Origin of the sequence: Collimonas fungivorans, from assembly GCF_028292705.1 — a bacterium.
GTDB lineage: Bacteria > Pseudomonadota > Gammaproteobacteria > Burkholderiales > Burkholderiaceae_D > Collimonas > Collimonas fungivorans_B.
The window spans coordinates 1-18,311 of the sequence record NZ_JAQGLV010000033.1; the positions used below are offsets into that span (position 1 = coordinate 1).

Genomic DNA, 18,311 nt, shown 5'->3' on the forward strand with positions numbered 1-18,311 from the left:
AAGAAATCGTCGACCTGGCGCAGCGCAAGAATATCGACCTCGGGCTCGAGACCACGATGCAGCATGCATGGGTGATGGGAAACGAAGCCTTGTTCAGCGCCATGATGATGAACCTGGTCGACAACGCCATCCGCTATACCCCCATCGACGGCACAGTGACCGTGGCCATCGGCGCCGGCCATGGACAGGTCGAGATCAACGTCAGCGACAACGGTCCGGGCATTCCGGCCGAAGTGCGCGACCGCGTGTTCGAACGTTTCTACCGCAACGCCGCCCCGGGACAGGAAGGCACCGGCCTCGGCCTGGCGATCGTCAAGGAAATCGTGATGGCAGCGCAAGGCAGCGTGACGCTCGGCGCCGGCGAACAGCAGCACGGCCTGGCGGTGTTGCTGCAGTTACCATCCTGTGCCGCGCCGAGACCTGAACAACAATTCTAAAGTGCGGCCAGCAAGAAATTTTATTTTGCAGTATATTCTTGCCTAGGCAATGAATATTTAAACAGCAAATCCAGCAAACAAGTTGAGAAAAACGTGAGCAATCGCCCCCCATTATTCACTCTGGACACTTACCAGATTGAAGAAAGCATAGGCTATCTGTTGGCGCGCACACGCGCCATGATGATCAAAAGCTCAGACGAAGCTTTGATGCCGCACGGAATTACCCATGCACAAGGCGCCATTCTCTTGATGTTGTCAACAGGAAAATATTCGACAGCCGCTGACCTGGCACGCGAGACGTATACTGACGCGGCATCCACCAAGCGCATGATCGACCGCCTGGTGGCGCGTGATCTGATCAAGCGCGAACCGTGTGCAAATGACAGGCGTTTGATGAAACTGCACCTGACTGCAAGCGGCATAGAGTTGTCGAAACTGGTGCCGCAGGCGTTCTGCGGCGTGCTGAACAAGCATTTTTCAGACTTCAGCGCGGAAGAAATCGGCTTTTTGAAATCGATGCTCAAGCGACTGCTAGCAAGTAACGCAACAAGCAATGCATCGCCAGAGAAAACACATTGACTATGCAAGATTAATTTATTCAATATTACTTTTAAACAAGCAGCTGTTCCCGGTAGTCTTTCTATCTGTGGCCGCTAAACCAATCCGTCAAATCAACACCGACATGAACTCTCATCCATCTCCAGCCCGACGCAGCCTGCCGAAACTTGGCACCCAGCGCCTTGTGATCAGCGCCGCCGTACTATTGCTGGCGGCATGCGCCAATTTCAGCGGCATCCACAGCACCGCCAACACCAACAATCCGGACGACTACGCCTCTGCCTCTTCCCTGCCGGGACAAGGCGGCTTATGGCCGGCCAGTTCCTGGGTCAGCACCATCGGCGGCAGCCAGCTGCAGCAGCTGGTGGATGAAGCGTTGGCGGGCAATCCTAACCTGCAAGCCGCCGCCGCTCGCATCGGCGCCGCGCGCGCCATGGTGGAAGCGGCTGGCGCCACCAGCAAGCCGCAAGTCGGCGCCAGCCTGTCGGCCACCCGCGAACGGTTCTCCGAGAACAGCATTTATCCGCCGCCGTTCGGCGGCATGTATGTGACGGATTATGAAACCGCGCTGAATTTTTCCTACGACCTGGACTTCTGGGGCAAGCACAGTGCCCAGCTGCGCTCGGCCATTTCGCAAAGCAAGGCAGCGGAAGCAGAGCATTATGCAGCGCGCCTGGCGCTGACCGCCGGCATCTCGAAAGCCTGGCTGCAGCTGGGACGGCAATACGCCCAGCTGGACCTGACCAACCAACAGCTGGTGCTGCGCGACAAGCTGGACAAGCTCACCCAGCAGCGCTTCGCCGCCGGCCTCGATACCCAGAGCGACAACCAGCAAAGCCGGCAACAAGTGGCCGGCCTGCGTGCCGAACAGGCGCAATGGCAGGAAGCGATCGCGCTGACCCGCAACCAGATCGCGGCACTGATGGGCCAGGGCCCTGACCGCGGCTTGAAAATCGCGCCACCGGCATTGCCGGCGGACGCTACCATCGCCCTGCCCGACCAGCTGCCGCTCGGCCTGCTCGGACGGCGGCCGGACGTGGTCGCCGCACGCTGGCAGGTAGAAGCCGCGCAAAGCGACATCAAGGTTGCCAAGACCGAGTTCTATCCGGACATCAACCTGTCGGCCATGGCCGGTTTTTCCAGCCTCAGCTTCTCGCAGTTCCTGAACCATACCAGCAAGGTGGTCGGCATCGGCCCGGCAATTCACTTGCCGATCTTTGAAGGAGGCGCCTTGCGCGCCCAGCTCAAGGGACGGGTCGCCGCTTACGACGGCGCCGTGGCGACCTACAACCAGGCGCTGAATGACGCCTTCCATGAAGTGGCGGACAGCGTGCAATCACTGCAGGCGGCCGAAACCCAGGACAAGAACCAGCAGGCTGCGGTGGATGCCGCCGAACGCGGCATGAAACTGGCCGAACAGCGGCAACAGGTCGGCACCGCCAACATGCTGCAAGTGGTGAGCACCCAGATTTCCTGGCTGGCGCAGCGCAAGCTTGAACTTGACATGCGCGCCCGCCGAGCCGATCTGCGCGTGAACCTGATCAAGTCGCTAGGCGGCGGCTTTGACGCCTCGGCCGAGGGACTCAATCCGGCCGAAGCAAGTGCAAGCACCGCCGGCCCGCAAGCAAACGCCGCTAACTGATTCACCAGATAAACCGTTCACTTATTGCGAAACCCGCATCATGACCACACCAAATCAAACTCCAGAAAATCCGTCTCCAGCTGCCGCCGCTCCGGCGCCAGTCGCCGCCAATGGCAACGGCAAGCGCCGCAGCCTGCTGATCGGCGTCACTATCGCCCTTATCATCGTCCTGATCGCCTATGGCATCTGGTGGTTCATCTATGCCCGCCATTACGAAAACACCGACGACGCCTATGTCGGCGGCAACGTGGTGCAAGTCACGCCGCAGGTCGGCGGCACAGTATTGGCGATCAACACTGACGATACCGAACTGGTGCAAGCCGGCAAGCCGCTGGTGGAACTCGACAAGGCCGACGCCAAGGTTGCGCTGGACCAGGCCGAAGCCCAGCTGGCGCAAACCGTGCGCCAGGTGCGTACGCTGTTCGTCAACAACAACGCCCTGGTTTCCAACGTCACCGCGCGCACCTCTGAACTGGAACGCGCCCGCGCCGACCTGGCGCGCCGCCAGCAGCTGATCAGCACCGGCGCCGTATCCAAGGAAGAACTGGATCACGCCAAGGTCGCGGTGCAGGGAGCGGAGGCCGCGCTGCAAGCCACGCGCGAACAACTGGCGTCGAACCGGGTATTGACTGACCACACCACGGTCGAACAGCATCCGAATGTGCAGAATGCCGCTGCCCAGGTGCGCAATGCTTACATCAACCTGGCCCGCACCACCCTGCTCGCGCCAACCACCGGCTACGTCGCCAAGCGTTCGGTGCAGGTTGGCCAGCGCGTCGCCGCCGGCACGCCGTTGCTGTCGATCGTGCCGCTGAACGCCTTGTGGGTTGACGCCAACTTCAAGGAAGTGCAGATCAACAATATGCGCATCGGCCAGCCGGTGACCTTGAAGTCCGACCTGTATGGTTCGAAGATCGAATACCACGGCAAGGTGGTCGGCCTGGCGGCCGGCACCGGTTCGGCCTTTGCGCTGCTGCCGGCGCAGAACGCCAGCGGTAACTGGATCAAGATCGTGCAACGGATTCCGGTGCGCATTTCGCTCGACGCAAAAGACCTGGAAACCCATCCGCTGCGGATCGGCGTCTCGATGGATGCCACGGTCGACATCGCCCAGACCGAAGGCACCTCGCTGACCGCGGGCACTGCGCGCACCACGCCGGCTTACACTACCGACGTCTTCGACAAGAGCGGCCAGGAAGCAGATGCGCGCATCGCCAGCATCATCGCCGCCAATAACAATGCAGCTGCCGCACACTAAGCTGCTGCCGCCTGCCCTGCGGGATGCCGCCATCGTAACAGTGGCGGCATCCGCCATGCGAACCTTTACCGGAATGCCTTCATGAGTTCCCCAAAACCAGCGATGCCTGCGCGGCCGCCATCGCAACCACTGCCGCCGCTGACCGGCGGCAAGCTCGTCATGGGCACGGTAGCACTGTCGCTAGCCGTGTTCATGAACGTGCTCGATTCTTCGATCGCCAACGTTTCCATCCCGGCCATCTCGGGCGACCTCGGCGTATCGCCGCAGCAAGGCACCTGGGTCATCACCTCGTTTGCCGTCGCCAACGCCATCTCGGTGCCGCTGACCGGCTGGCTGACCCAGCGCTTCGGCCAGGTGCGCCTGTTTGTCACATCGATCATCCTGTTCGTGCTGTCGTCCATCCTGTGCGGCCTGGCTCCCAGCATGGAAGTGCTGATTGCGGCGCGGGTGCTGCAGGGCGCGGTCGCGGGGCCGATGATCCCGTTGTCGCAATCCTTGCTGCTGTCCAGCTATACCCCCGCCAAGAGCGGCATGGCCCTGGCGTTCTGGGGCATGACCACCCTGGTGGCGCCGGTCATGGGGCCGCTGCTGGGGGGCTGGATCTCGGACAACTACACCTGGCCCTGGATTTTCTATATCAATATTCCGGTCGGCGTGTTTGCCGCCTGGGCTACCTGGTCGATCTATCACAAGCGCGAGTCGGCGGTATACAAGCTGCCCATCGATAAAATCGGCCTCGCCCTGCTGGTGATCTGGGTCGGTTCGCTGCAGATCATGCTGGACAAGGGCAAGGAACTCGACTGGTTCAACTCCTCGACCATTGTGATACTGGGCGCGACCTCGCTGGTCGCCTTCATCTACTTCGTCATCTGGGAGCTCGGCGACGATCATCCGGTGGTCGACCTGACCCTGTTCAAAGGCCGCAACTTCAGCGGCGGCGTGATCGCGATTTCGGTCGGTTACGGCTTGATGTTCGGCGGCCTGGTGATCTTGCCGCTGTGGCTGCAGACCACGCTGGGTTATACGGCGACGCTGGCGGGTGAAGTGATGGCGCCGGTCGGGATCTTTGCCATTATCCTGTCACCCTTCATCGGAAAAATACTGCCGAAGGTCGATGCCCGCTGGGTTGCCAGCACCGCGTTCCTGATCTTTGCCGTGGTGTTTTTCCTGCGCGCACAGTTCACCGAAAACGTCGACACCTTCACGCTGATGATCCCCACCGTGATCCAGGGCGCGGCGATGGCCATGTTCTTTATTCCGCTGACCTCGATCATCCTGTCCGGCCAGCCGCCGGAAAAGATGCCGTCGGCGGCCGGCCTGTCGAATTTCGTGCGGATCATGTTCGGCGGCATGGGCACCTCGATCACCAGCACCTTCTGGGATCGGCGCACGTCGCTGCATCATTCGCAGCTGACCGAATTCACCGGCCCGCACAGCCCGGCGTTCACCGAGGCGGTGCATAACCTGACCGCCCAGGGCATGTCGGAACCGGCGGCCTGGGCCACCATCGAACGCCTGATTACGGTGAAAGCCGCGACCCAGGGCGCCACCGATATCTTCTGGATCTCGGCGGTGCTGTTCCTGATGCTGATTGCACTGGTGTGGCTGACCAAGCCTTCGCGCTCCAGCGTGCCGGCTGATGCAGGCGGCGCCCACTAAAGGGCAAGATGCGGTCTTGAAAAAAAGCGATGCCACCGTTCAGGTGGCATCGCTTTTTTTATATCACAGACTTCTGCTTTCCTTACCGCTGTCCGATCTTTGGAAAAACCGCTCTTACCAGAGATAGCGCAAACCAAGAGTGACCCGGTTCACCCGGTTATGCGATTCCGCCTGGTAATCGTAGTCGGCAAACAGGTTCAGGCTGGCCGAGGCGGCATACGAGAGATTCACGCCCGCCAGCACCGCATCCCGGCCCAGGTCTACGCCCTTCACCGTGAAATCGCTGCCCGGGGCGCCAATCAATGTCGCCTGGTATTGCGCCTGCGCGTCCATGAATTCATGCATCCAGCGCAGTTGTGCGCCAAACGTCATGGACCCCGTCGACAGCGGCAGGTCCTGGCTGATCTTGACGCCAAGGCTGCTGCGCAAGCTGTTCAAGGTATTGCTCTGGGTGGACAGCCCCAGGTTCTCGGCATCGGTTTCGGTGAAGCCGTCCTGGCGCAGGCGGGTGTAATGCAGGGCGCCGAACGGCTGCAGGACAAAACGTTCGTTCAGTTTCGCGCGATAACCCAGCTCGCCGTAGGCGCTTGCCTGCTGGCCGTTGTAGGCGCTCTTGGCGCGCAAGGTGGTGCCGGTTCCGGTCAGCACGTCGCGCTGCATGTCGGTGCGCTGTATTGCGTAGCTGGCGATGGCATCGATATACAGCGGGCCGGGAGCATAACTGGCATAGGCGCCGATCTTGTAGCTGTCGAGCTTGCCGTTGCCGTTGTAGTCATCGAAGTCGGCGCTCAAATGGGCATAGTCCAGGCCGGCGCCGACTATCCAGTCATTACCTACAGCATGGTCGGCGCCGGCGCTGATGCCGCCTATCCGGTAGCTCGCGCCCGAAGTATCCGCAGTCGCGCTCAATTTACCGAAAGAACCGTAGGGTCGCACCCACACACCGTTATCGCCGGCCTTGCGGCCGCCGTCGCGCTGAGTATCCAGGCGCTGGGCGTCCAGGCGCATCGACAACGCCCGGCCGAACAAGTCGTTTTCCCGCAATGCGAGCTGCGAGAAGGTTGCATGGACGCCGCCGGTGAGGCTGCCTACCGTAGCCTGCAGCTCCACCTTATCCAGCAGGTTGAGGGTATTGACCGTTTCCGCCAGCGCCCCGGTGGCTACCGGTACGCCGGCTGGCGTGACGGCAGGCGGCACAGGTTCTTCCGGCGTGGCCTGGGGCCGGCTGGTGTCGATCGCTTGCCCGATCGCGGCATTGTTGCCGCTGGTGACCACCGTTGCGATCGGCGCGCGGGTAATCACCAGGTAGGCATGGCCGTTGTCGTAGGCCAGCGTCGGCGTCAGCAACGCCGTTGCGTTCGCCTGCAGCTGGCCAAAGGTGCCGGTGACGCCGCCTGCCGCAGTGACAATCGGCAGGCGTATCTGGTCCGGATAGGAACCCGGCAGCATGGTGGCGTTGACGGTGCCGCCCAGCAAGCTGGCAGTACCGCCCACCGTCAGCAGACCGGCGGAAACTGGTGATGCCTCGGTCTGGAATATGCCGTTTGCCGCATGGGTGAAATTCCCCGTCACAGTCAGGCCGCCACTGCCGTCGCCGACGCCGGGATGCAGCGTGCCCTGGTTCAGCAGGTCGCCGGCAATCGTGCCGCCGCTGCCGGCCAAGGTTGCCCCCGAAGCGACGGTGGTTGCCCCGCCCAGACTGCCCGTGAGGTTAAACAGGCCGCTCTGAATTTGCGCGGTGGTGAAAACGCCGTTGCCGCTCCAGGTCCAGTTGTCGCCCTGCGCCTGCAAAGTGGCGAAATTCGAAAATGCATTCGATGCCGTGCCAGATCCCTGCAGCACCACCTTGCTGCCGGCATTGCCGCCCCCATTGGCAGCGCCGTTGATCACCGAGCCGGTTTGCAGGATCAGCGTATTGACGCCGGTGCCCATCGAGACCGCGGTGCCGGAGCCGCTCTGCAACAGGCCGGCATTGATGACCGTGCTGCTGCCGTTGAGGGTGCGCACCGCCGCGCCCTGCTGGCTGATGATCTGGCCGCCAGCCTGGTTCTCGATGCTGGCGACAAAACTGGAACCCACGGTATTTGAAAACACCGCGTCGGAACCCGTTCCGGAGGCGTTGATGGTGCCGCTGTTGGTGAGCTTGTCGTTATTGCCCTGCATGTACACGGTAGGACTGTTGGCGCCGGTGGTCGACAAACTGCCGCTGTTGGTCACCGTGCCGCTGCCGCCGAGGATGGAAATGGCGCGGGCGTTGCTGCCGGCGGTGGTGATCGTCCCCGAATTGACGATGGTGTTGTTGAGCTGGCCAAGGTTGGTCTGACCCCAGGCGGCCGATATGCCGAATGCGTTGGGGCCGGCAGTAACGATGCTGCCCTGGTTGATCAGCGTATTGCCGCTGCCGTTGGCGGCCATGCCGTCGTTGAAGGCGCCGGTAGTGCTGATGCTGGCCTGGGCGCTGTTGGTCAGCTGGTTGTTATTGTTGAGGCCCAGCAGCGCAGCGCCGCGGTTGCCGCCGGTGCCGCCGCCGCCAGTCAGCGTGACGCTGCCGTTGTTGGTGACGGTGCTTGAGGTATCGACCTGAAAAGCCACCGGACTGGTGCTGCGCGGGATGCTGGCCGCTACGCTGGAATCCAGCGTGACCGCAACGCCGGTGCTGCCGGCCTGTGCTGCGACTGGTGTTACGTTGGTGCCGGAACAGGTTACGGAAACGCCGCTGGCGGGCGCATTGTTGCTGCAGGTTGCGTGGGCTTGCGTGATCAACGCCCCGGCAAACGTGATGATGACGCCATTCATGCCTTTTTTGAGTGCTCGTTGCATAGCTCGGTCCTCAGTAGGTGCACAATGAATGTGCTTATGTACTACTTATATTTTCCCCGCGGAAATTATTGTATTTGCAATAGCAGACTATGGCAACAGGGCAAAAGTTCGCGTCATGCTCCCGAATCCGGCGCAAAAAAAGAGGGCGATGCATTGTTACACTGCATCGCCCTCTTTGTTTTATTGCTATCTTGATTATAAAATGTGCTTGCCGATCCACCAGGCGATTGCAGCCATGAAGGCCGACGCCGGGATCGTCAGCACCCAGGCCCAGACGATATTGCCGGCCACGCCCCAGCGCACCGCGGAAACCCGCCGCGCCGCGCCGACGCCGACGATGGCGCCGGTGATGGTGTGGGTGGTCGAGACCGGAACGCCCAGCATCGTGGCCAGGAACAAGGTGATGGCGCCGCCGGTTTCAGCGCAAAAGCCGCCCACCGGCTTGAGCTTGGTGATTTTCTGGCCCATGGTCTTGACGATGCGCCAGCCGCCGAACAAGGTGCCCAGGCTGATCGCGCTATAGCAGGAAATGATCACCCACCAAGGCGGCAGCGTATCGGTCGACTGCGAAAAGCCGGTGGCAATCAGCAGCATCCAAATGATGCCGATGGTCTTTTGCGCATCGTTGCCGCCGTGGCCCAGGCTATACATCGAAGCCGACACCAGCTGCAGGCGGCGGAACCATTTGTCGACCTTGCGCGGCGTGGAGCGCACGAAAATCCAGGACACCAGCACCATCATGATGGAACCGAACACGAAACCCAGCAGCGGCGACAAGACAATGAACGCGATAGTCTTGATCAGGCCTGCGGAGATCAGCGAGCCGGTGCCGGCCTTGGCCACCGCGGCGCCGACCAGGCCGCCGATCAAGGCGTGCGACGACGACGACGGGATGCCGTAATACCAGGTCAGGATGTTCCAGCAGATGGCGCCGACCAGCGCCCCGAACACGACATAATGATCGACCACATTGGGATCGATGGTGCCCTTGCCCACCGTCGCGGCGACGTGCAGCTGGAACACTGCAATCGCAATGAAGTTGAACAGCGCCGCCATGGCCACTGCCTGCTGCGGCTTGAGGACGCCGGTGGAAACCACGGTAGCGATAGCATTGGCGGCATCATGAAAGCCGTTCATGAAATCGAATACCAGCGCCAGTGCAATGAGGAAAACGAGAACGTAAATACTGATTTGAAGAGTGTGCATGGATCAGGCGTTTTCTACGATAATGCCTTCGATGATGTTGGCGACATCTTCGCAACGGTCCGTCACCGTTTCCAGCAACTCGTAAATAGCCTTCAGCTTGATCAGGGTTCGTACATCCGGTTCGTCGCGGAACAGCTTGGACATGGCGGCGCGCATCACGTGGTCGGCATCCGATTCCAGGCGGTCGATCTCGACGCAGATGGCGAGGATTTCACGCGAGTTGTCCATGTTGTGCAGCAAGCCTACCGCTGCCTTGACCTTTTCCGCGCAACCCAGGCACAGCTCGGCCAGGCGCTTGGCTTCCGGCGTGATCGCCTTGATGTCGTACAGGGAAATGGTCTGCGCCGCGTCTTCCAGCAAGTCCAGGATGTCATCCATGCGCGTGATCAGCTGATGGATGTCGTCGCGGTCGATAGGCGTGATGAACGTCTTGTGCAGCATGTCGATCGCATGATGGGTGACCTGGTCGGCCTGCTTCTCAATGCCTTCGATCGCGTGTACGCGGATTTCCAGATCGTCGAAATTAGTCATCAACGCCACCATTTCCTTGGCGCCCTTGACGCATAACTCTGCGTGCTGGTTAAAGAGCTCAAAGAATTTGCCCTCGGTGGGCATCAATCGTCCAAACATGTTTTTCTCTCTTCTGAGGGTTAAGCTGAATCTAAAACTGAAACTACAACTACGTTCGCATGTAAATCAAGGATATTAATTTAAAGCAAACAATGTCACGAAACTGAAATATATCAGGCTCGTTCGGCCTGCGCTTAGCAGGATTTTGTAAATTTTTCGTTAATGCAACAAAATCAACGCGGCCAATCAGTCGCCGCCGTACGGCGCGTCCAAATTACCGGCGTAATTGTCGAATTTCGTATATTGCCCGATGAAGCTGAGGCGAACGCTGCCGATCGGGCCGTTACGCTGCTTGCCGATAATGATTTCCGCGGTGCCCTTTTCTTGCGAATCAGGGTTGTATACCTCGTCGCGGTAAATGAACAGGATGACGTCGGCATCCTGCTCGATAGCGCCGGATTCGCGCAAGTCGGACATCACCGGGCGTTTGTTGGGACGCTGTTCCAGCGAGCGGTTCAGCTGCGACAAGGCGATCACCGGGCACTGCAGCTCTTTCGCCAGGCCTTTCAGGTTACGCGAGATTTCAGAAATTTCAGTGGCGCGGTTTTCGCCGGCGTTATTGGCTGACATCAGCTGTAAATAGTCGATGATGATCAGGCCCAGCGTGCCGCACTGGCGCGACAGGCGACGCGCACGGGCGCGCAATTCGATCGAGCTCAGCGCCGGGGTTTCATCGATGAACAGCTGGGCGTCGTTCATCTTCTGGATTGCATGGGTCAGGCGCGGCCAGTCTTCGTCGTTCAGGCGGCCGGTGCGCAGGCGATGCTGGTCGAGCTTGCCGACCGAACCCAGCATACGCATGGCGAGCTGGGTGCCGCCCATTTCCATCGAAAAGATCGCCACCGGCAAACCGCTTTCGATCGCAACGTTTTCGCCGATATTCACCGAGAATGCGGTCTTGCCCATGGATGGCCGTCCGGCCACGATGACCAGGTCGCCCTTTTGCAGGCCGGAGGTCATCTTGTCGAGGTCGATGAAGCCGGTCGAAACACCGGTGATGTCGCTCTGGTTGTCGCGGTTGTAGAGCTCGTCGATGCGCTCCACCACTTGCGTCAGCAAAGGCTGGATTTCCTGGAAACCCTGGGCGCCGCGCGCGCCTTCCTCGGCGATCGCAAAAATCTTCGATTCGGCCTCGTCCAGCATCTGCTTGACTTCCTTGCCCTGCGGGCTGAAAGCCTGGCCGGAAATCTCGTCGGCGACGGTAATCAGCTTGCGCAGCACGCCGCGGTCGCGCACGATCTCTGCGTAGCGGCGGATATTGGCGGCTGACGGGGTATTTTGGGCGAGTGCATTGAGGTAGCTCAGGCCGCCGACTTCTTCGGCCTTGCCGGTGCCGCTCAGCGATTCAAAGACCGTGATCACGTCGGCCGGCTTGCTGCCGTTGATCAGCTTGACCATGTGCTGGAAGATGACACGGTGGTCGTAGCGATAGAAATCGTCGGCGCTCACAAAATCGGCGATCTTGTCCCAGGCCGCGTTATCCAGCAGCAGACCACCCAAAACGGATTGTTCTGCTTCGATGGAATGGGGTGGTACGCGGAGGGAATCTAACTGCGGATCGGACGGTGCTTTGGAAGGTGCTTTCATGGCGCGAATTATACCTGCTTCTTATAAGCGTCTTGCTGCACTGCCAGAAAAAGGGCGTAAAAAAAGCCGGGAAAACCCGGCTTTTTTACTGCAATGACTTTTTGCCAACAGCGTATTAAACGTGTTCGCCGATCACTGCGATGACGATGTCGACAACCACGTCAGTGTGCAGAGCAACTGCAACAGGGTGTTCGCCAGTCGTCTTCAGCGGGCCGTTCGGCAAGCGAACTTGTGCTTTTTCAACTGCGAAACCTTGCTTGGTCAGCGCTTCAGCGATGTCGAAGTTGGTCACGGAACCGAACAGACGGCCGTCAACGCCCGATTTTTGCGAGATCTGAACAGTCAGGCCGCTCAGTTTTTCGCCCTGGCCTTGAGCCACAGCCAGCTTGGCTGCTGCTGCTGTTTCCAGGTCAGCGCGCTTCGCTTCGAATTCAGCGATAGCAGTAGTTGTAGCACGACGTGCCATACGTTGCGGAATCAGGAAGTTACGTGCGTAACCGTCCTTGACGCGAACAACTTCACCCAGATTGCCGAGATTAACGACTTTTTCCAACAGAATGACTTGCATATTTTTCTCCTATTTCAAGTCGTCAATTAAGCGTTGTGCAGATCGGTGTAAGGCAGCAGCGCCAGGAAACGCGCGCGCTTGATCGCGGTGTCCACTTGACGTTGGTAGATTGCCTTGGTGCCGGTCAGACGTGCTGGCATGATCTTGCCGTTTTCCTGAACAAAATCCTTGAGCGTGTCGATATCTTTGTAATCAACGCTGGCAACGTGTGCAGCGGTGAAACGGCAGAATTTCTTGCGCTTGAACAGCGGGTTTTGTTGTTGACGCTTGTTTTTCAGTTTGCTTTTATCGAACTTTTTACCGAATGCCATTTTTGGCTCCTGTATCTAAATTTTGACTAATTAATTCATCTGCAATCTCGATTGCAGCGAAATCCGTGATGTGAAATACCAGGCTTCTACCGTTGCGGCTCTTGCGTGCCATGAATCCTGTAAACCAGAAGCTGCCTCCCAATGGCGCCTGACTGAATCTTCCCGAAATCTCGCCTACGGCCAGCGCGGCGATTTCGAATTCGATCAAACGTTTGATCCCTGCTTCAATCGGCTCCGAGCGGTGCTGCAATATTGCAGATACGATCGGAATGCCTGCCGGCGTATAACGTATGACTTCACGTTCGGCGATGATGGCAACCAGTTGAAACACGTTATTGGCTTGGCTCACTCCTGATGGACTCGATAGCTATGCAAAATGCTGGCAGGTGCTTGGTAAATCAGGCTGCCGGCGCTTCAGTGCGATGGCTCTTGGCAGCATCTTCCTTCTGCACGGCCTTCATCATTGGCGAAGGACCGGTTTCGGCCTTCTTCAGCTTGACGGTCAGATGACGCAGCACTGCATCATTGAACTTGAAGCCGGTTTCGATTTCAACCAGAGTTTCGCTGTCGCACTCGATGTTGAGGCAGACGTAATGTGCTTTAGCCAGTTTCTGGATCAGGTATGCCAGTTGGCGGCGGCCCCAGTCTTCCACGCGATGCACGGTGCCGCCACGAGTAGTGACGATACCTTTGTAGCGCTCGATCATTGCAGGCACTTGCTCGCTTTGATCTGGATGGACGATAAATACGATTTCATAATGACGCATGTAAGCTCCTTTTGGACGGATTGAAAAATCGCCCACCTCGGCGTCAAGACGAGTGTGGGAAGAGGAAAACCAGCAATAATACTAGCAATTGCAACAAAACTCAATGCTTTCAGCCTCTGGGCGGGGGCCGGGTGTAAGTAAATGACTAAAGAGTGGTCGAATTGCATCAAATTGTCTTGCATTTGCACAAATACTGTACAAAAATACAGACTGTTGTTATGCACAGCATCGGCTGGCCGCACCAGCGCTGCCTTTGCTGTTTTTCCGAGCACTTCTACACCATTTTTTACGCCGAAACTACGCCATGATCAAATTGACCGCCCGTCAGCAGCAAATCCTCGATCTGATCAAGGACGCCATCGAAAACACCGGCTTCCCGCCGACGCGCGCCGAAATAGCGACCGAGCTCGGCTTCCGTTCGGCCAATGCGGCGGAGGAGCACCTGCAGGCGCTGGCGCGCAAGGGCGCCATCGTGATATCGGCCGGCACCTCGCGCGGCATCCGGCTTACCGAAAGCGCCAACCGCAGCCAGGGTACGCAACTGGCGCTGCCGCACCCGGCCCTGATGCAGCTCAGCCTGCCGCTGATCGGACGGGTCGCCGCAGGTTCGCCGATCCTGGCGCAAGAGCATATCCAGGCCAGCTACAACGTCGACCCTGCCCTGTTCAGCGCCAAACCGGATTACCTGCTGAAGGTGCGCGGCATGTCGATGCGCGACGCCGGCATCCTGGACGGCGACCTGCTGGCGGTCAAGAAAACCGACAGCGCCAGGAATGGCCAGATCGTGGTGGCCCGGCTGGGCGACGACGTCACGGTCAAGCGTTATCAAAAAACCGGCTCCACAATCCAGCTGCTGCCGGAAAATCCGGATTTCGAGCCTATCATCGTGACCGAGGATTTCGCCCTGGAAGGCCTGGCGGTCGGCCTGCTGCGTAGCTGGAACTAGAGCTCAGGAACGATCGAGGCGACGCCGCTTGCTCAGTATCTGGCTGGCGATGCCGCGCAGGATGTTAACTTCTTCGGTTTCCAGCTGGGTGCGTGAAAACAGCCGCTTCAGGCGCGGCATCAGCTTTTTCGGGCTGGCCGGATCGAGGAACTCAATTTCTACCAGAGCTTGTTCAAGGTGGGCAAACATGCCGTCGATATCGGCCAGGCTGGCGGCATTGCCCTGAAAACCTACCTCACCGCCCGTCGCCGGCGATAAATCCTCACCAGCCGCAACCCGGCATTCATAAGCCAGCACCTGCACCGCCTGCGCCAGGTTCAACGATGAATACTCCGGATTGGCGGGAATATTCAGCAGCACATTGCATTTTTCGACAATCTCGTTAGGCAAACCATAACGCTCGCTGCCGAATATGACCGCCGCATTCAAGCTGGCGTCGGCCGCCAACTGGGCCGCCAAGGCGCGCGGCGCAGTCAGGGGTGGGGAAAATTCGCGCAAGCGGGCGCTCAGGGCTGCGGCAAAGTTGCAGCCCTCCAGGGCCTGCTCCACGCTATCGACAATCCGTGCCGCCGCCAGGACATCCTGGGCGCCACTGGCAAATGCAACGGCTTCGTCACGCTGCAACACATCGGGAAAACGCGGATTGACCAGGATCAGCTCGGAAAATCCCATGGTTTTGATAGCGCGGGCAGCCGCGCCGACATTGCCGGGACTGCTGGTCTCGACCAGCACAAAGCGCAGCCGATTGAAAAGAGACGTGTTGGTTTTTGCCTGGTTCATTTAAAATAGCGCCATTACGCGGATTTCTTCGACTAAAAGTTGCTTATTTTTCGAAACTTATTTTTCGAAACTTATTCTTCTAAATACTACAGGAACATCCGCATCGTTCATTATTATCAATCATATAGGTGGTTCTGTTCCCGGTTGGCACAGTGCCGCCATTTTAACGGAACACTATCATGCATCCAATGCTCAATACGGCCATCAAGGCCGCCCGCAACGGCGCCAAGGTCATCTCGCGCGCCTCTTTCGACCTCGACCTGCTGAAAGTCACCAAAAAACAGCATAACGACTTTGTCACCGAAGTCGACCAGGCTGCAGAAGCGGCGATCATTGACGTATTGAAGAATGCCTACCCGGACCACGCCATCCTGGCCGAGGAATCCGGCGCTTCCGCCAACCTGCATGACGATAACGAAAACGTCTGGATCATCGATCCGCTCGACGGCACCACCAATTTCATCCACGGCTTCCCGCAATACTGCGTCTCGATCGCGCTGCAGCACCGTGGCCAGATCACCCAGGCTGTCGTGTACGACCCGACCCGCAACGACTTGTTCACCGCCACCAAGGGTTCCGGCGCCTACCTGAACGACAAGCGGATCCGCGTCGGCAAGCGCGACAAGATCGCCGATGCCCTGATCGGCACCGGTTTTCCTTTCCGCGAAACCGAAGGCCCGGCCATGGACGAATACATGAAAATGTTCCGCGTCATGACGCAAAGCTGCGCCGGCCTGCGCCGCCCGGGCGCCGCTGCCCTCGACCTGGCGTATGTCGCCGCCGGCCGCCTTGACGGTTTCTTTGAAAAGGGCTTGAAGCCTTGGGACATCGCCGCAGGCTCCTTGCTGATCAGCGAATCGGGCGGCATCGTCGGCGATTTCAGCGGCGAATCCGATTATTTGTACAAGGGCGATGTGCTGGCCGGCAGCCCGAAAGTATTTGCGCAGATGGTTGGCCTGCTGTCCCCGTACGCTACAAAATAAACCCCTGGATTTTTAATAATCTCCCTGGTTTTTAATAAACATCCTGGTTTTCCGGAGCAAGCAGAACCCTGCTCCGGGAAATCCAGGAAACACCGCTTTGTCATTTCAACTGCGCGGGCTAGCGACTACAATACATGCGCAACAGCGTGATTGGACAGCCCGAACGACCATTTCTCAACTCGCAGGAGAACCATATGGCAGTCAAACCAATTCCGGACGGATATTCTTCCGTCACTCCCTATCTGATTATCGACGGCGCCGCCGACGCCATCGCGTTTTACAAAAAAGCCTTCGATGCAGTGGAAATACTGCGCATGGATGGACCGGATAACAGAATCGGCCATGCGGAAATCAAGATCGGCGACTCTCACGTCATGCTGGCTGACGAATTCCCGGAGATGGACATCATCAGCCCGAAAAAGCTGGGCGGAGCCGGCGTCAGCATCATGCTCTACGTGGAAAATGTAGACGTGGTTTTCCCGCGGGCAATCGCCGCCGGCGGCACGCAGGTGCGGCCGCTGCAAGACCAGTTCTATGGCGACCGCTCCGGCACCCTGAAAGATCCGTTCGGCCATGTCTGGACGGTCGGCACGCATATCGCAGACTATTCGGAAGAAGAAATACGCGAGCGCGCTGCAGCCTCCATGAAGAACGCCAGCTGACCACAGTCGCCGGAGCCGCATTTCCACGACGCGATCCGCTTTGTTTCCCAGGCGGATCGCCGGCCGGCATTTTATGCTGCATCGCCTCACGAGACGCCGGAATTGCTTGCCTGTAGCGCGCCGTTGTTATACTCTGCGGCGACACAGCAAATTCTCCAGTCAAATACTGCTGTCAAGGACGTTATCGGGCCGAAGAGCAATTTCAAGCCCAGCTGACTCCAATCTCCTCTAATCCGTTTGCCTGCGACTGGCGCCTTGCAGAAGGCGACAGGCCGATACTATTCTATTGAGTTGTCATGTCTTTTTCTGAACTCGGCTTGTCCGAAGCCATCGTTCGTGCCGTAACCGAACACGGATACACTACCCCTACCCCGATCCAGACCCAGGCTATTCCTGCTGTACTGGCAGGCGGCGATTTGCTGGCCGGCGCCCAGACCGGCACCGGCAAGACCGCCGGCTTTACGCTGCCTGTGCTGCACCGCTTGTCGACTTCGGCCACCAACCCGACCGGCAGCCAACGCCCGATCCGCGCGCTGGTGCTGACGCCGACGCGCGAACTGGCGGCGCAAGTCGAGGAAAGCGTGCGCCTGTACGGCAAATACCTGAAGCTGACCTCGGCCGTGATTTTCGGCGGCGTCGGCATCAATCCGCAAATCAAGCTGCTCAAGCACGGCGTCGACATCCTGGTGTGTACCCCGGGCCGCCTGCTGGACCATATGCAGCAAGGCACCGTCAACCTGAGCCAGGTGGAAATCCTGATCCTGGATGAAGCCGACCGCATGCTGGACATGGGTTTTATCCGCGACATCAAGAAGATTCTCGCAGTGCTGCCGAAGAAACGCCAGAATCTGCTGTTCTCCGCCACGTTTTCGGACGAAATCAAGATCCTCGCCGACAACCTGCTGAATTCGCCGGCCATGATCGAAGTGGCGCGCCGCAATTCGACCGTCGAAGTGATCCAGCAAAAGATCCATCCGGTCGACCGCGACCGCAAGCACCCGCTGCTGGCGCACCTGATCAAGACGCACCAATGGTCGCAGGTGCTGGTGTTTACCCGCACCAAGCACGGCGCCAACAAGCTGGTCGAGCAGCTGGAAAAAGACGGCATCAGCGGCATGGCGATCCACGGCAACAAGAGCCAGTCGGCACGCACCCGCGCGCTGGCCGAGTTCAAGGACGGCAGCCTGCAGGTGCTGGTCGCAACCGACATCGCAGCACGCGGCATCGACATCGACCAGCTGCCGCACGTAGTCAACTATGACTTGCCTAACGTGCCCGAAGACTACGTCCACCGCATCGGCCGCACCGGCCGCGCCGGCGCTACCGGCGAAGCGGTATCGCTGGTATGCGTGGATGAACACCAGATGCTGAAAGACATCGAGAAGCTGATCAAGCGCGAATTGCCGAAGGAAGTGGTTGCCGGTTTTGAACCCGATCCGAACGCACGCGCCCAGCCGATACAGCTGCGCAGCGGCGGTGGCGGCGGCAATCGCGGTG

General features: G+C 59.1%; 18 protein-coding genes. 9 read left to right on the forward strand and 9 right to left on the reverse strand.

Translation table 11 applies throughout. The features are described from left to right. The 5 genes from JWQ61_RS01485 to JWQ61_RS01505 all read left to right on the forward strand — a co-directional run. On the forward strand, window positions 1-437 hold a 437-nt coding region (locus JWQ61_RS01485), incomplete at its 5' end, for a cell wall metabolism sensor histidine kinase WalK (RefSeq protein ID WP_304358952.1). 93 nt (window positions 438-530) lie between these two features. Beyond that, window positions 531-1,016: a MarR family winged helix-turn-helix transcriptional regulator gene (locus tag JWQ61_RS01490; RefSeq protein ID WP_304358953.1), complete on the forward strand. Its 486-nt coding sequence runs from the start codon at window positions 531-533 to the stop codon at window positions 1,014-1,016. A 103-nt stretch (window positions 1,017-1,119) separates the two neighbouring features. Next, window positions 1,120-2,637, forward strand: a complete 1,518-nt coding sequence (locus tag JWQ61_RS01495) for an efflux transporter outer membrane subunit (RefSeq protein ID WP_304358954.1) — start codon at window positions 1,120-1,122, stop codon at window positions 2,635-2,637. A gap of 40 nt (window positions 2,638-2,677) precedes the next feature. Then, on the forward strand, window positions 2,678-3,895 hold the full coding sequence (locus JWQ61_RS01500; protein WP_304358955.1) for an HlyD family efflux transporter periplasmic adaptor subunit: 1,218 nt from the start codon (window positions 2,678-2,680) through the stop codon (window positions 3,893-3,895). Window positions 3,896-3,976: 81 nt separating this feature from the next. Continuing rightward, window positions 3,977-5,554, forward strand: coding sequence for a DHA2 family efflux MFS transporter permease subunit (locus tag JWQ61_RS01505; RefSeq protein ID WP_304358956.1), 1,578 nt, complete (start codon window positions 3,977-3,979; stop codon window positions 5,552-5,554). A 114-nt stretch (window positions 5,555-5,668) separates the two neighbouring features. Here JWQ61_RS01505 and JWQ61_RS01510 read toward each other — a convergent pair whose 3' ends face one another. The 8 genes from JWQ61_RS01510 to rpsF form a co-directional block, all read right to left on the reverse strand. After that, window positions 5,669-8,374, reverse strand: a complete 2,706-nt coding sequence (locus JWQ61_RS01510) for an autotransporter domain-containing protein (RefSeq protein WP_304358957.1) — start codon at window positions 8,372-8,374, stop codon at window positions 5,669-5,671. A gap of 195 nt (window positions 8,375-8,569) precedes the next feature. Then, on the reverse strand, window positions 8,570-9,580 hold the full coding sequence (locus JWQ61_RS01515) for an inorganic phosphate transporter (protein WP_014006460.1): 1,011 nt from the start codon (window positions 9,578-9,580) through the stop codon (window positions 8,570-8,572). Between the two features lie 3 nt (window positions 9,581-9,583). Beyond that, window positions 9,584-10,210 carry a DUF47 domain-containing protein gene (locus JWQ61_RS01520; RefSeq protein ID WP_014006461.1) on the reverse strand — a complete coding sequence of 209 codons (627 nt, stop codon included), beginning with the start codon at window positions 10,208-10,210 and terminating at the stop codon, window positions 9,584-9,586. Between the two features lie 186 nt (window positions 10,211-10,396). Then, on the reverse strand, window positions 10,397-11,797 hold the full coding sequence (locus JWQ61_RS01525; RefSeq protein WP_120235550.1) for a replicative DNA helicase: 1,401 nt from the start codon (window positions 11,795-11,797) through the stop codon (window positions 10,397-10,399). A 115-nt stretch (window positions 11,798-11,912) separates the two neighbouring features. Next, the gene (rplI, locus tag JWQ61_RS01530; protein ID WP_014006463.1) at window positions 11,913-12,365 is read right to left on the reverse strand and encodes a 50S ribosomal protein L9; all 453 of its coding nucleotides are present in this window, start codon (window positions 12,363-12,365) and stop codon (window positions 11,913-11,915) included. 26 nt (window positions 12,366-12,391) lie between these two features. Continuing rightward, window positions 12,392-12,676, reverse strand: coding sequence for a 30S ribosomal protein S18 (gene rpsR / locus JWQ61_RS01535; protein WP_014006464.1), 285 nt, complete (start codon window positions 12,674-12,676; stop codon window positions 12,392-12,394). Then, entirely contained in the window at window positions 12,663-13,007 is a 345-nt protein-coding gene (priB, locus tag JWQ61_RS01540; RefSeq protein WP_304358964.1) for a primosomal replication protein N, read from the reverse strand. The genes rpsR and priB overlap by 14 nt, the downstream gene beginning before the upstream one ends. A 67-nt stretch (window positions 13,008-13,074) precedes the next feature. Then, window positions 13,075-13,443, reverse strand: coding sequence for a 30S ribosomal protein S6 (rpsF, locus tag JWQ61_RS01545; RefSeq protein WP_304358958.1), 369 nt, complete (start codon window positions 13,441-13,443; stop codon window positions 13,075-13,077). Window positions 13,444-13,747: 304 nt separating this feature from the next. On the opposite strand from rpsF, the gene lexA reads away from it, so the two are divergent. Beyond that, window positions 13,748-14,389, forward strand: a complete 642-nt coding sequence (gene lexA / locus JWQ61_RS01550) for a transcriptional repressor LexA (protein WP_304358959.1) — start codon at window positions 13,748-13,750, stop codon at window positions 14,387-14,389. A gap of 3 nt (window positions 14,390-14,392) precedes the next feature. On the opposite strand, the gene JWQ61_RS01555 is transcribed toward lexA, so the two are convergent. After that, on the reverse strand, window positions 14,393-15,169 hold the full coding sequence (locus tag JWQ61_RS01555; protein WP_304358960.1) for an RNA methyltransferase: 777 nt from the start codon (window positions 15,167-15,169) through the stop codon (window positions 14,393-14,395). Between the two features lie 179 nt (window positions 15,170-15,348). Between JWQ61_RS01555 and JWQ61_RS01560 the strand changes: the two genes are divergently transcribed. The 3 genes from JWQ61_RS01560 to JWQ61_RS01570 all read left to right on the forward strand — a co-directional run. Continuing rightward, the gene (locus JWQ61_RS01560) at window positions 15,349-16,152 is read left to right on the forward strand and encodes an inositol monophosphatase family protein (protein ID WP_304358961.1); all 804 of its coding nucleotides are present in this window, start codon (window positions 15,349-15,351) and stop codon (window positions 16,150-16,152) included. A gap of 194 nt (window positions 16,153-16,346) precedes the next feature. Continuing rightward, window positions 16,347-16,814, forward strand: coding sequence for a VOC family protein (locus JWQ61_RS01565; protein WP_304358962.1), 468 nt, complete (start codon window positions 16,347-16,349; stop codon window positions 16,812-16,814). A gap of 296 nt (window positions 16,815-17,110) precedes the next feature. Next, on the forward strand, window positions 17,111-18,311 hold a 1,201-nt coding region (locus JWQ61_RS01570), incomplete at its 3' end, for a DEAD/DEAH box helicase (protein WP_304358963.1).